The 14133-nt window shown below is 69.4% G+C and carries 7 protein-coding genes and 1 pseudogene; 4 read left to right on the forward strand and 4 right to left on the reverse strand.

Features of this window, described 5'->3' with window-relative positions; genetic code table 11:
* Positions 1–36 precede the first annotated feature (36 nt).
* Together ACZ5DS_RS12640 and ACZ5DS_RS12645 are read left to right on the forward strand one after the other, a co-directional pair.
* On the forward strand, positions 37–2019 hold the full coding sequence (locus ACZ5DS_RS12640) for a hypothetical protein (protein WP_468236809.1): 1983 nt from the start codon (positions 37–39) through the stop codon (positions 2017–2019).
* Between the two features lie 524 nt (positions 2020–2543).
* Complete coding sequence (locus ACZ5DS_RS12645; RefSeq protein ID WP_468236811.1) at positions 2544–2978, forward strand: HD domain-containing protein; 435 nt, start codon at positions 2544–2546, stop codon at positions 2976–2978.
* Here the strand turns inward: ACZ5DS_RS12645 and ACZ5DS_RS12650 are convergent.
* The 4 genes and pseudogenes from ACZ5DS_RS12650 to ACZ5DS_RS12665 form a co-directional block, all read right to left on the reverse strand.
* Positions 2966–3322: pseudogene (locus ACZ5DS_RS12650) on the reverse strand (NUDIX hydrolase); the annotation flags it as partial. The gene ACZ5DS_RS12645 and the pseudogene ACZ5DS_RS12650 sit on opposite strands and share 13 nt — an antisense overlap.
* 90 nt (positions 3323–3412) lie before the next feature.
* The gene (locus ACZ5DS_RS12655) at positions 3413–4972 is read right to left on the reverse strand and encodes an alpha/beta hydrolase (RefSeq protein ID WP_468236814.1); all 1560 of its coding nucleotides are present in this window, start codon (positions 4970–4972) and stop codon (positions 3413–3415) included.
* 152 nt (positions 4973–5124) lie between these two features.
* Entirely contained in the window at positions 5125–6669 is a 1545-nt protein-coding gene (locus ACZ5DS_RS12660; RefSeq protein ID WP_468236817.1) for an alpha/beta hydrolase, read from the reverse strand.
* A gap of 100 nt (positions 6670–6769) precedes the next feature.
* On the reverse strand, positions 6770–9574 hold the full coding sequence (locus ACZ5DS_RS12665; RefSeq protein WP_468236820.1) for a lysylphosphatidylglycerol synthase transmembrane domain-containing protein: 2805 nt from the start codon (positions 9572–9574) through the stop codon (positions 6770–6772).
* A 186-nt stretch (positions 9575–9760) separates the two neighbouring features.
* Here ACZ5DS_RS12665 and ACZ5DS_RS12670 point away from each other — a divergent pair, with 186 nt between their 5' ends.
* Positions 9761–10147, forward strand: a complete 387-nt coding sequence (locus ACZ5DS_RS12670) for an MGMT family protein (protein ID WP_468236823.1) — start codon at positions 9761–9763, stop codon at positions 10145–10147.
* A 266-nt stretch (positions 10148–10413) separates the two neighbouring features.
* Positions 10414–14022, forward strand: a complete 3609-nt coding sequence (locus ACZ5DS_RS12675; RefSeq protein ID WP_468236825.1) for an ATP-dependent helicase — start codon at positions 10414–10416, stop codon at positions 14020–14022.
* Positions 14023–14133: the final 111 nt, after the last annotated feature.

A 14133-nucleotide genomic window follows, 5' to 3' on the forward strand; every position in this document is an offset into this window, starting at 1 on the left:
CTGAGTTACAGCAAGGATAATGTGCAGGATGCGGGAGTGTTCTTTGGACTCGAGAGCGATCAGGTGGTGGTATTTTGCTGCACCCTTCAGGCCTCAAACGTTCGACGAAAGATACTGGCAGATGTTTCCACTGTTTTGCAGTCGGCTTCCAAACCTCCCGTAGATGCTATCTTTTACTTCGCGGAGGTGGATATAAGTGTAAGTCATAGACATAAAATTGCTCAAGAAGTTCTAGCGGAGCACGACGTAAGGCTAGAGATTATCGATGGCAACTCCATAGCTGAAATGCTCTCCGAGCCCGAGCTGCTTTGGATCGCGCGAGAGTACCTCAATGTCTCGACTGAGCTCATAAATGGCATGCACGAACCAGGTCCCGTGGGTCGGGTTCTGAATACGGGCTCTGTGATCGTACGATCACTTTTTGAGCTAGACCCTATCCGGGATCTCGGTGTTCATCCTCCAATGCAGTTGGATGAGTGGGTTGGCATAACCCCATATGTTCGGCGTTCCGTAGATGATGACCTTGATGCTTTGCTGAGCCGAGGAAACGGATTTGTTGTCCTAGAGGGGAACTCGGCTTCCGGTAAGACGAGAACGGCATATGAGGCTCTCGCGAGAAGCGTAGAAGTAGGCGGAGAGCGCGCCATCGTAGTCGCCAAGGACGGCATATCCCTCCGAGCGCTAATTTCGGCCGGTTTCAGACTGGAGAATACTGTCGTATGGCTGGACGATCTCGAGAAGTTCGTCGGGGCTGACGGTTTGGACGAGGGCCTTATCCGCCTATTTAGCGGGAGTGGCGTCCTCTTCTTGGCGACACTTCGTTCTGCCGCGAAGGGGGCCATGGCATCGGCGACGGCGGGTGCTCCGGGACGGTCCCTGTCAACCATATCTAAAGCGGTCATGACGGGTGCTACTAGAATTCGCATAGACCGAACCCTAAACGATAAAGAGATCAGGGGGGTCGGACGGCAGAGGTCCGACCGTCGCATAAGTATGGCCCTCGATAAAGCAGGGCATGCCGGCCTCGCAGAGTTCCTTGCTGCCGGGCCAGCCGCTCTCGAGCGCTGGCGAGATGGGCAGGATGGGGCCAATGAAGTGGGGGCGGCATTGATATCTGCTGCAATCGACTTTAGGCGCGCCGGATATTTCTCGCCAATTCCTCACGAGTGGATTGAGGCCGCTTTCAGCGCATACTTGGACCCTCGCATAGCGAACAGAGTGGGGCCTGTTCAATTGGGCGACGCTATTTCGTGGGCAACGGAACCCTTGCACGGTGCGAGTTCCTGTCTGGAAGTGGCAGGAGATCGACTCTATTCCCCATTTGACTATCTTGTAGACCATGTCCAGGATGAAGAAGCTGACGAGAATCGAGTAAGTAGAAAGGGTCCCGCCAGGATACTCAAGACGATACCTGACGTAATTTGGCATGAGATTCAAGATCGCATTTCATTTGATGATCCTAGCTATATGAGCTGTGTAGCAACGTCGTCTCTATCTTTTCATCCTGGACTGCTGATGCGCTACGAAGTTCTTGTCGAGAAGGGCGAGATGGCGCCAGAGTCAATGCATGATCCTGGTATTCTCTTGAATTTCGTCCGATCTTGCGTTGAGACCAGCTTGTGCATCCCCTGCCATGTCAGCACCCTTAAGTTGGAGATGAGAGCCGTACTCAAGGTGCTCCTGGATGAATTTGGCACGATCTCGAAAGATACCCGCGCTCGCCCGACTGAATCTCAGGTTGTAGCGGTTAACGGGTTTTATAGTTTGGCAGTAGATGAGGCAAATCTGACGGATCGTGAATCGAAAGTCTATAAGGCTGCGTCTCATTTCTCCCCCGATAAGTGGGAAGAAGTGGGGAAGTTCTTCATGGATATTGGCGCCCCAATCGAAGGGCGCCTGTGGGTATTGTTTGGCGAGGCGCAGAAAGGGTTGCCGGTTAGGTGGCCAGTCTCCCTCCGGAAGAATCACGGAGTTATACTTGCGTCGCCAAAGGCCCCAAAGGATACGGACGAGTCGTGAGTGAATAGGTCGGCGGAGCGGCTTTGGGCTGGAGCTGCTTTGGGGCGAGTGATCATGGCCCGTTAAGCTGATGGCGAGTCGGGCAGTCTGTGGACCTGCCCGTTAAAGCACGACGTTGGGCCATGATCTTAGAGGCTCGCCCCAAAGTGGCTGCCTAAAGCCGTGGAGCCGACCGCCCCAGCCACAGCGGGTGTTCCCTGGCCTTCGCCCGCATGCACGCAGCGGGCCGCCGGGCCCGGCCAGCCGGGGCGGAGACATGAGGCAGGCCGGGCCGCTGAGGCGGCCCGCGCCCGCGCCGTGCGCGGGCCTTGATGACGTAGGGAAACTCCCACCGCACCGTGTCCGGGGCTTCGGCTTCGGGCTGTCGGCCACCCTCTCGACTCGGCTACGGTTCCATCCATGCCGTCTGCATTGGACACGCCCCAGGGTGCGGCCGAACTGGCTGAGTCCCTGCTGCCCCCGCTCGGAAACCGTTGGCTGCACACTCAGGCTGTGGCGGCCGTGCGCGCGACGTCTCGGCGGCGGTGTCCGAGGGCGAGAGGGATCTTCTTGTTGCCGCCGCTTGGCTGCACGACATCGGGTACGCCCCGGAGCTGCGCGAGACCGGATTCCACCCTCTCGACGGCGCCCGGCACCTGGAGCGGCTCGGCGCGCCGACCCGGCTCGTACGACTCGTCGCTCACCACTCCGGCGCCGTCTATGAGGCAGAACAGCGTGGGCTAACAGCGGAGTTGGCTGTGTACGAGCGTGAGGACTCTCCGCTCTCGGACGCCCTCATCTGTGCCGACATGACGACCGGTCCGGCGGGGCAGTCCTTCGACTTCGATCAGCGAATCGATGAGATCTTGGTTCGGTACGAGCCGGGCAGTGAAGTTCACAACGCGATCAGCAAGGCCCGGGCCTACCTCGGGGCAGCCGTCGAACGGACGCTTGGGCGTCTCGCTGATCAGCCGATGTAGGGCTTCGCCCGGTTTGCCAAGCCGTGATCGATCCGCATCCGCATGGACGAATGGATGTTCAGCTCGTCCAGCTTGCTCGGGGCTACGAAGGCCACTTCCTTGCTCTCGCTGCTCGTCCGCAGGTCGCCGCCGACGATGCGTGCCGTGAAGCAGATCGAGAACTGTTGGCACACCTCTCCGTCGTCGTACGCCATGACGTGCGCGGGATTGGTGTAGAGCCCGACCAGGCCGGTCACCTCGACGTCGTACCCGGTCTCTTCCTTGGTCTCCCGTACGGCTGCGTCGGCGACCGACTCGCCAACGTCCATCCCGCCGCCGGGTAGTGCCCACAGATCGTTGTCCGTCTACTAGGCGTACGCCTCCCCCGGTCCCGGAGGGGCTCGGCACCACGTGTGCCGGGCCCCTTTCCGCTGCCTCCTCCACGCGTGTCTGCCCTACGAGCAGACCTTGCCGTCCTTCGGCACCGTCCCCTGCAGCAGGTAGGCATTCACCGTCGAGTCGACGCAGTCGCTGCCGTTGCCGTACGCCCCGTGGCCCTCGCCCTTCCAGGTCAGCTCGAAGCCGACGCCCTTGCCCAGTTCGTCGGCCATCCTGCGGGCACCCTCGTACGGCGTCGCCGGATCCCCGGTGTTGCCGACGAGCAGGATCGGTGCGGCACCAGGGGCGCTGACCTCGGGAGTGTCGTACTGGCCCGGCACCGGCCAGTCGTGGCACCAGCCGGCCGTGTCCCAGCCCAGGAAGTCGCCGAAGACCGGAGAGATCCGCTCGAAGTCGGGCAGCCGCTTCTTCGTCTGCGCGAGCGTGGGCCGCTGCCTGTCGTCCAGGCACGATATGACCCGCTGGGCGTGGCTCGTCGTGCCGTAGTGCCCCGAGGCGTCCCGCTCGTTGTAGTCGTCCGCGAGCGCCAGCAGTTGCGAACCGTCGCCCTTCTCCGCCGCGTTGAGCGCGCTGGTCAGCCGTGGCCAGCCGGCCTCGCTGTACAGCGGCAGGACGATGCCCGTGACCGCGAGTGTCTGGGTCAGCTTCCGCCCGGACGACGTGGGCAGCGGCTTCGCGTCGATCCGCCAGAGCAGGTCGACGATCTTCTGCGAACCCTGCTTCGGGTCCTGGCCGGTCGATTTCAGGTAGTCGTCCAAGGCCCTCTGGAAGCCGCGGGCCTGGTTCTCGGCGTGGCCCACCGTGTTCGCGGCCGGGTCGACGACCGCGTCGAGGATGATCCGGCCGACCTGCTTCGGGAACAAGTGGGCGTACACACCGCCCAGTTCGGTGCCGTAGGAGATGCCGAAGTAGTGCATCGTCCGGTCGCCCAGCACCTGGCGGATCAGGTCCATGTCGCGTGCGGTGTCGGTCGTGGAGACGTGCGCCATCAGCCGGCCGGCGGCCTTCTGGCAGCCCTTGCCGAAGGCGGTGGCGTCCCGCAGATACGCCTTCTCCTCCGCCGGGGTGTCCGGGGTGGCGTCCACGTCCTCGGCGGCCTCGATGTCCCGGTCGCTGCGGCAGCGGACGCCCTCGCTGGCGCCGACCCCGCGCGGGTCCCAGCTCACCAGGTCGTAGCGCTCGTGCAGCTTGGAGACCGTGGCCCCGTAGTACGGCATCATCGACACGCCCGAGCCGCCGGGGCCGCCGAAGTTGAACAGCAGCGAGCCGATCCGGTCGCTGCCCGTCGCCTGGGCGCGGATGAGAGCGAGGTCGATCGTCGTACCACTCGGCTTCGACCAGTCCAGCGGCACCTTGAGCGTGGCGCACCGCCAGTCGTCGCTCGGCGCGGCGGAGTCCCCGGTGGCCTTGCAGCGGTGCCAGTCGAGCTGCTGCGAGGTGAGCGAGGAGGGGAGGTCCACCACGGACGGTGCCGCCGATGCGGGACCCGAGCCGGTCTCCCTGGCCGCACCTGCCCCCTTGCCCTCGTCCCGGCCTCCGCCCGACGAGCCGCCGCCGCATCCGGCCACCAGCAGCGCCGCGGCCACGGCGGCCGTCCACCGCAGGAATCGCATCATGTGTCCCCCCTGGCAGGCCCTCCGCTTCGTGCCGCGGCGGGCGTTCAGGCCATGGTAGGCGGAGCGGGCTCGGCCCGTATCAGCCTGTGGATAACGCTCTGGCCTGCGACTTTCCAAGGTCCCCGGAATTCGGTCCACGGGTTCTCGCGGTCTCAGGAGCAGACCGTGCCGGCCTTCGGCACCTTCCCGTCCAGCAGGTAGCCGTTCACCGCGCTCTGCACGCACTTGTTCTTGCTGTCGTATGCCCCGTGCCCCTGGCCCTTGTACGTCAGCTCCACGGCGACGCCCTTGCCGAGGGCGTCCACCATCCTCCTCGCGCCCTCGTACGGGGTCGCGGGGTCGCCGGTGTTGCCGACGACGAGGATGGGCGCCGATCCGGGCGCGCTGACATCGGGATGGTCGGCGGCACCGGACACCGCCCAGTCGGTGCAGCTGACCATGCCCCAGGCCAGGTAGTCCCCGAACACCGGGGAGGCGGCGCGGAACTCGGGCAGTTTCCGCTGGACGTAGTCCGCGGTGTACCGGGGTTTCTCGTCCGAGCAGTTGATGGCGATGTTGGCCGAGGTGAGGTTGCTGTACTCGCCGTTCTCGCTGCGCCCGTTCATCGAGTCGGACAGCAGCATGAGGATCCTGCCGTCCCCCTCGTACGCCTGCTGGAGCCCCTCGGTGAGGTACTCCCAGAAGTCCTTGGAGTACAGGGACTGCGCGATGCCGTTGGTCGCCGCGGTCTGCGTCAGCTGCCGCGGGAAGATGCCGGGGATCGGCTTCTTCTCCAGGTCGCTCAGCAGTTTGGCGATACGGTCCTTGACGTCCTGCGCGGTGTCGCCGATCGGACACTCCTCTTTCTTCGAGGTGCAGTCCTCGGCGAAGTTGTCGAGCGCGAGCTGGAAGCCCCTGGCCTGGCCGAGCGCGCTCTGTTCGGAGTCCTGGGTGGGGTCGACGACCGCGTCGAAGACGGCCCGGCCGACGTTCTTGGGGAACAGGTGGGCGTAGACGCCGCCGAGTTCGGTGCCGTAGGAGATGCCGAAGTAGTGCAGCTTGTCGTCGCCGAGGACCTGGCGCATCAGGTCCATGTCGCGGGCCGCGTCGGTGGTGCGCACATGCGGCAGGATCTTCTTGGAGTGCTTCTCGCAGGCGTCGTTGAACTGTTTGGTGCGGTCGATCAGTTGGGTCTCCTCGGTGTCGTTGTCGGGTGTCGCGTCCTGCTGGAAGTACTCGTCGAGCTGGGCGTCGCTCTCGCACTTCACGGGCGCGCTGCGGCCGACCCCGCGCGGGTCGAAGCTCACCAGGTCGTAGCGGGTGTTCAGGGCGGTGTAGTCGTCGCCGAACGCGGGCAGCGTGGTGACGCCGCTGCCGCCCGGGCCGCCGAAGTTGAAGATGAGCGAGCCGATCCGCTTGCTCGGGTCGCCGCCTGCCTTGGCGCGGATCAGCGCGATGTCGATGGTGTCGCCCTTGGGGTTGCCCCAGTCCAGGGGTGCCTTCATGGCGGCGCACTGCCACTTGGAGCCGTTCGGCAGCGGGGACGGGGAGCCGCCGCCGCCCTCCGCCGCGGACGGGGCCGGGCAGTCCTTCCAGTCCAGCTTCTGCGCCGTGAGGTCCCCGCCCTTGGCGCCCTTGCTGCAGCCGGCCAGCAGGGCAGCCAGCAGCACGACGCTGGTGGTCAGGGCAGCGGCACGCCGCCGGGAGGGGTTCGCCATGCTTCCATCCTGGGGGCGTACACGCCGGGGCGCGCGGGGCGCGGGCCGTACGAGGTACGCCCCCGGGACCTGCTGCGCAGGCCTTGTCCGGGTGGCGTTTTTACAGGGCGCCCTTGCGCGTGAGCTGGTTGAAGGCGAGCCAGCCCGGCAGCACCGGCAGCCACAGCGTCAGCAGCCGGAACAGCAGGACGGCCGGTGCGGCGACCTCCTTGGGGAGGCCGACGGCGATCAGGCCCAGCGTCAGGCTCGCCTCGACCGCGCCCACCCCGCCCGGGGTGGGCGCCGCGGAGCCGAGCGCGTTTCCGGCGAGGAAGACCACGGCGACACTGGCGATGCTCAGCGAGGTCGAGTCGTTGCCGAACGCCCGGATCGACGCGTCCAGGCACATCACGAAGCAGAAGGTCAGCAGCAGCATGCCGCCGATGCCGGTGACGAGCTTCTGCGGCCGCTGGAGCACGTCGAGCATGCGCGGCACGACACCGGCGAACAGCGACCTCACGCGCGTGACGACGAATTTCCGCAGGAACGGCACCGACGTCACCACGAGCACCAGCACCGCCACGGTTAGCAGGCCTGCGATGACCGTCCGGGACGGCGAGAGCGACGGCGTCTTCTCGGTGCCGGTCAGATAGCCGAAGGACAGCAGCATCAGGATGTGGCAGCCCAGCCCGAACAGCTGCGACGCGCCGACGCTCGCCACCGCGAGCCCCGGGCGCACGCCCTGGCGCTGGAGGAAGCGCGTGTTCAGGGCGACACCGCCGACGGCCGCCGGCGCCACGATCTTCACGAAGGACCCGGCGACCTGGGCCGCCACCGTTCTCAGGAACGGCACGCGTTCCGGCACGAACCCCAGCAGCGCCATCGCGGCGGCCACGTAACTGAGCGCCGAGAACAGCACCGCCGCGATCACCCAGCCCCACTGGGCGCCCGCGACCAGCGGACCGAACTCGATGTGGGTGAGCTGTGTCAGCAGGAAGTACGCACCGATGGCACCGGCGATGAAGCTGATCAGCGTGCGCGGCCGCACCCGCTCCAGGCGGGCCGGCTCCACGGGCGCCTGGGGCCGGATCCGCAGCACCTCGTGCCGGATCTGCGTGAGCAGGTCCTCCTCGCGGGCCTCTTCGAGGGCTTCGTCCAGGGCCCGCTTCTCGGCCCGCTGCTCGGCACGCACCGTCTTCTTGTCGAGCTTTTCGGGCGCCGGCCCAGCCGTCTCGGAGTCCTCCGCCAGCCGGGCCTGCTTGGCCAGCCGAGACGCCTCCAGCACCGCCTCGCGCTCGCGCTGCGCACGCTCCCGGGCCAGCCGGCGCAGCGTCGCGCGCGTGGAGCGCGTCAGCGCGATGGGCTGCAGCATCGGCAGACAGTCGGCGACCGCGTCCGGGCCGAGCACACCCACGGCCGAGGCCACGGCCCGCTCGGCGCCCACCCGCAGGCCGAGCGTGGTGACCAGCTGGGCGACGTCCATGCGCAGCAGCAGCTCGCCGGCCGCGATCTCGCCGCCGCGCAGCTCGGTGAGGATCACCCTGCCGGAACGATCCACCAGAATCGCGTCACCGGCCAGCCTGCGGTGCGCGATGCGCCGGGACTGCAAGGCCTGCACCTGGTGCCAGGTGTGGCGCAGCAGCTCGTCGGTGATCTCCTCGTCCGGCAGCGAGTCCAGCGAGCGCCCGCCGGTGTGCTCGTAGACGAGCATGACCGCGTCCGGGCCGAGCTCGGAGGTGGCGATCAGTTTGGGCGCGTTGGCACCCGCCGCGATCGCCGCGTACGCGAGCAGCGCCTCCTGCTCCAGCGCCTGGCGCAGCGACTGGAGGCTGGAGCGGGTGGCGAAGCCGCGCAGGGTCAGGTTGCGCCATGCCCGGTAGAAGAAACCCTGAGCCTGCTGCTCCCGGTCGACGACCGTGACGTCCAGCGGCGGGCCGTCCTCCAGGGTGACGAAGTAACGCCGTCCGCGGTCGCCGTTCTCCGCCTCCAGGGCCTCCTCGCGGGCCGCGCCGACGGGGTGGAAGCCGACGTGCCTGAGGCCGGCGAGCAGGGTCTGCCCGGTGGGACGGACGTTGGGCGAGCCGACCGCGTACAGCGTGCCGTAGGCGACGGTCCAGCCGATCAGCACGGTCAGGATGATCGAGAACGGGGTCGTGTAGCCGGTGACCAGCATCGAGAACGCGTCGAGCAGCAGCACCATCCACAGCACCGCGCGCCACCGGGGTCTGCGGGACATGCCGACGGCCGTCATATAGGCGATCACGGGCGCGAGATAGCCGTGCACCGGGTCGGTCAGGGCGTGGATGTCGCCCGGTGAGGGCTGGGTGAGCGCCTCCTGGATGGAGTCCGGGGCGGCCTGGGCGACCCACAGGTCGGTGGCGAGGGTCACTCCGTGCGCGAGGACGGCCGCGAGGACGCCGTCGGCGATCCGCAGCCCGTCCCGTTTGATCAGCCGTTCGATCGCGAAGGCGACCGGAACCAGCAGGATCGCGATGCTGGACGCCAGCCCCGCGATCTTGATCAGCAGGTCTGGGGCCTGCCCGGTGCCCTTGTTGATGTCCTGTTCGAGGCCCGAGGTGGTGCCGTGCGCGAACGCGGCGATCGCGAGCAGCACGACGATGGCGAGCACGCCCACCAGCAGCCGCATGAGGTCGGAGGGACGGTGCACGCGCGCGGGGAGCAGCGGTTCGTCGCCCTCGACCTCCTCCGGGTGAGGCTCGTCGCCCGCTCCCGGGTCCTCGCGGCGCGGACTGCCGGGGATGTGCGCCCCGCCGGCGGCGTCGGTCTCCCTGCCGCGCGCGCGCGTGACGCCCTCGTCCTTGGACGCGGCGCCGGTGTCGTCCTGGCCGGAGCGGGCGGTGTCGGGGCGCGCGGCAGCGTCAGGGGTGCCCTCCGCGCCTTCGGGGTGCACACCCTGCTGCTTCATGAACTCTTCTTGGTCTCGTATCACCGGTCACCGCCCGCACGATGGTGGCATGCCCCACCGACACACGCGGGCATCAGGGTGCGGATGGGCGGTCGGACAGTCTGCCGTAAGCGCCGCCCGAGGGCGAGGGGACCGTTGCCGGACGTCCGCGCCGCGTTGTCGGTGGGGTGCGGCAGGATGGGGTGAATGAGCGAGCAGAGCCATGTCGAGGACACCCGAGAGGGGTACGGGGACGCGCTGCCGGAGTACGCCGAGCGGGTCCTCGATGTCGCCGAGCGGATCCCGCCCGGGCGGGTCATGACGTACGGCGACGTCGCCGAATGGCTCGAGGAGGGCGGCCCGCGCCAAGTCGGCCGGGTGATGGCCCTCTACGGGGGTGCCGTCCCCTGGTGGCGGGTGGTGCGGGCCGACGGAATGCTGCTGCCGGGCCACGAACTGCGTGCGCTCGACCACTACCGCGCGGAGGGCACGCCGCTGAAGCAGGCGGGCCGCAGCACCGAGGGCCACCTGCCGCGACTCGACATGAGACGGGCGCGGTGGGACGGCGGCACGGTTGCGGACGGTCACACCTGACAGCTTCCGCCCTCGGATGCCCTTCGGGGGAACCTGTGGCCCGTACGAGGGACACAGGGGACGTCCGTGGCATGACGTACGTTCGTGGGGTGAGGGACCCGCGTGACGCGAGGGCCACGAGCGCCGCGAGGGAAGAAGCGGAAGCCCTGCTTCCGTCCGGGGCGGCGGCGTAGCGTCGGCTGCGCGTGTCCCCCTCACCCCGCGGCCACCGCCTCGCACGCGTGACCGCCTGCCCACCAGCACAACCACCAGGACCGGCGAACCACGTGAGCTCCTCTTCCTCCACCAGGCGCCTGCCGCACCCCCCGGTGCGGCAGGGGACCCGTGGCGCTTACCGACTGGTCCGTACCCCGCCTGCCGAAGTGGATCCCCCTCGTCTGGACGCGGCACAGCGCGCCGTGGTTGACCACAGGGCCGGACCTCTGCTCGTTCTCGCAGGTCCCGGCACCGGCAAGACCACCACTCTGGTCGAGTCCGTGGCCGCGCGCATCGCCCGGGGCGGGGACCCGGAACGCATCCTGGTGCTGACGTTCAGCCGCAAGGCCGCCGTCGATCTGCGCGACCGCATGGCCCTGCGTATCGGCGCGGCGCGCGCGCCCCGGGCGACCACTTTCCACTCGTACTGCTACGCCCTGGTCCGCGCCCACCAGGACAGCGGCCTGTTCGCGGAGCCGCTGCGCCTGCTGTCCGGCCCCGAGCAGGACGTCACCGTCCGCGAGCTGCTCGCCGGGCAGCCCGAGCTGGAGCGGCTCGGCCTGCACCATGTGCGCTGGCCCGACGAGCTGCGCGCCTGCCTGACCACGCGCGGCTTCGCCGACGAGGTCCGCGCCGTCCTCGCCCGCAGCCGCGAGCTGGGCCTCGGCCCCGGCGCCCTGGACGCCTTCGCCCGCCGCATCGGCCGCCCCGACTGGCGCGCGGCCGCCGCCTTCCTAGCCGAGTACCTGGACACCCTCGACCTGCAGGGCGTCATCGACTACGCCGAACTGGTCCACCGCGCGGTGCTGCTCGCCCACCGCCCCGAGGTCGTAGCACGGCTCGCCGCCCGGTACGACGCCGTGTACGTCGACGAGTACCAGGACACCGACCCCGCCCAGGTACGGCTCCTGCAGGCCCTGTCCGGCGGCGGACGCGCTCTGGTCGCCTTCGGCGACCCCGACCAGTCGATCTACACCTTCCGGGGCGCCGATGTGAACGGCATCCTGGACTTCCCGGCGGCCTTCCCGCGCGCGGACGGCCGCCCGGCCCCCGTCGAGGTGCTGCGCACCTCCCGCCGCTACGGCGCCGCCCTGCTGGCCGCGACCCGCCTGATCACCCAGCGCATGCCGCTCCCACGGCTGCCTGCCGAGAAGGTGCGCGCCCACCGAGAGCCGAAGGCCGTGCGCGACGGCGGCCGTGTCGAGGTCTACACGTACCCGACGCCCGGTACGGAACTGGACAACATCGCCGACATCCTGCGCCGCGCGCACCTGGAGGACGGCGTCCCGTGGAGCGACATGGCCGTCCTCGTGCGTGCCGGCTCCCGCACCATCCCGACGCTCCGCCGCGCCCTCACCGCCGCCGGGGTCCCCCTGGACATCGACGGCGACGATCTGCCCCTGCGCCACGAGCCCGCGGTGGCGCCCCTGCTGACAGCCCTCAGGGCGGTGGCCACGGCGGAGGCCGGCCGACGTCCGGGCGGGGAAGAAAACGGCGAAGCCGGGGAGCCGTCGGGCGCCGAGGCGGGCATGCCGGCGCTTGCCGAGCCGGACATCCAGGCGGCTGCCGAGGCCGGTATCGATGAGCCCGTCGGGTCCGGCACGGAGGCGTCCGCCGGGGCCGGTATCCGGGCGTCGGCCGAGTCCGGCCGAGAGGCGTCCGCTGATGCCAGTGCCCAGGCATCCGCCGAGTCCGGCCGAGAGGCGTCCGCCGAGGCCGGTACCCGGGCGCATGCCGGGGCCGGCACACAGGGGCCCGCCGGAGTCGACACTCAGGCACCCGTCGCTGATCAGGCCGCCGACACGTGCTGGCTCGACGCCGAGACCGCTCTCACCCTGCTCGCCTCACCCCTGGCCGGCATGGACACCGCCGACCTGCGCCGTCTCGGGCGTGCCCTGCGTGAGGAGGAGCGGGCCGCCGGGAACCCGCTGCCGCCGCCGTCGGACGAGCTGCTCGCGCGGGCGCTCGCCGAACCCGAGCGCCTGGTGGCGCACGACCCGGCGTACGCGCGCGGCGCGCAGCGCCTCGGCGCGCTCCTGCGCAAGGCCCGCGAGCGTCTTGCGGGCGGCGGCACGGCCGAGGAGGCGCTGTGGGACCTGTGGGAGGGCACGCCCTGGCCGGCGCGCCTGGAGCGCGCCGCCCGGCGCGGCGGCGCGGCCGGCCGCAACGCGGACCGCGACCTCGACGCCGTGTGCGCGCTGTTCGCCACCGCCGCGCGCGCGGAGGAGCGCACCGGAGGCCGCGGCGCGCTGAACTTCCTGGAGGAGATCGACGCCGAGGACATCGCCGCCGATACGCTCACCCGCCGAGCCGTACGCCCCGACGCCGTCCGCCTGATGACCGCCCATCGCGCCAAGGGCCTGGAGTGGCGGCTGGTCGTCGTCGCCGGCGTGCAGGAGGGCCTGTGGCCCGATCTGCGCCGCCGCGGCTCCCTCCTGGAGGCCGACCGCATCGGCCGGGACGGACTCGCCGAACCGCTCACCCCGGGCGCGCTGCTCGCCGAGGAACGCCGCCTGTTCTACGTCGCCGCCACGCGCGCGCGTGACCGTCTCGTCGTCACCGCCGTGAAGGCACCGGCGGACGACGGCGACCAGCCGTCCCGTTTCCTGACCGAACTCGGCGTCGAACCCCGGGACGTCACCGGCCGCCCGCGCCGCCCACTGGCTGTGGCCGCGCTCGTTGCCGAGCTGCGCGCCACCACCGTCGACCCGCGTGCCTCCGCCGCCCTGCGGGAGGCCGCCGCCCGCCGCCTGGCGAGGCTCGCCGCGCTCGCCGACGAGGACGGCCGCCCCCTGGTGCCGTCCGCGCACCCCTACCGCTGGTGGGGCATGTACGAGCCGACCGAGAGCAAGGTGCCGCTACGCCACCGTGACCAACCCGTCGTGCTCTCCGGCAGCGCCCTCGACCAGCTCGCCAACACCTGCGCGCTGCAGTGGTTCCTCGGCCGTGAGGTGAAGGCCGACGCGCCCGCCACCGCCGCCCAGGGCTTCGGCAACGTCGTCCACGTCCTCGCCGACGAGGTCGCCTCCGGCCGCACCCCCGCCGACCTCGACGTGCTGATGGAGCGCCTGGAGTCGGTGTGGAACGCGCTCGCCTTCGACGCGCCCTGGAAGTCGGCGCAGGAGCAGAACAACGCGCGCGTGGCGCTCGAACGCTTCCTGAACTGGCACGTACTGGACCGCACCGGCCGCACCCCGGTGGCGAGCGAGCAGGACTTCGACATCACCCTCGAAGCGGGCGACTACCAGGTCCGGATCCGTGGCCAGATGGACCGCGTCGAGGCGGACGGCGAGGGCCGGGCCTACGTCGTGGACTTCAAGACCGGCAAGCAGGCACCCGGCGCCGCCGAGGTGGACCGCCATCCGCAGCTCGCCGTCTACCAGCTCGCGGTCCGCGAGGGCGCCGTCGACACCGCCTTCGACGGCGTACGCCCCGAGCCCGGCGGCGCCGAACTGGTGCACCTCAGACAGGGCGCGGCCAAGCGCGACGGCGGCGACAGCCTGCCCAAGGTCCAGGGCCAGGAGCCGCTGGCGGGGGAGTGGGTCGGCGACCTGCTGGCCACCGCCGCCGGAAAGGTCCTCGACGAGCGGTTCACACCCACCGCCGGCCAGCACTGCACGCACTGCGCGTTCCGCGCCTCCTGCAGCGCGCGGCCCGAAGGGCGCCACGTGGTCGAGTGACCTGCCGAGGTGTGAGGGTGACGTACGGCACCACAGGCCCTGACCTGCGCATCTTCCTCCCCGGGAGGCCGATCCGTCCTCGGTTGTCAGTGCCCGCCGCTAGCCTCTGAC

The organism is Streptomyces sp. NPDC031100 (assembly GCF_055570785.1).

Coding starts and splice junctions, on each gene's coding strand:
- ACZ5DS_RS12660 (WP_468236817.1), bottom strand. CDS start 6,669: ATGGCGAACCCCTCCCGGCGGCGTGCCGCTGCCCTGACCACCAGCGTC.
- ACZ5DS_RS12670 (WP_468236823.1), top strand. CDS start 9,761: ATGAGCGAGCAGAGCCATGTCGAGGACACCCGAGAGGGGTACGGGGAC.
- ACZ5DS_RS12655 (WP_468236814.1), bottom strand. CDS start 4,972: ATGATGCGATTCCTGCGGTGGACGGCCGCCGTGGCCGCGGCGCTGCTG.
- ACZ5DS_RS12665 (WP_468236820.1), bottom strand. CDS start 9,574: ATGAAGCAGCAGGGTGTGCACCCCGAAGGCGCGGAGGGCACCCCTGAC.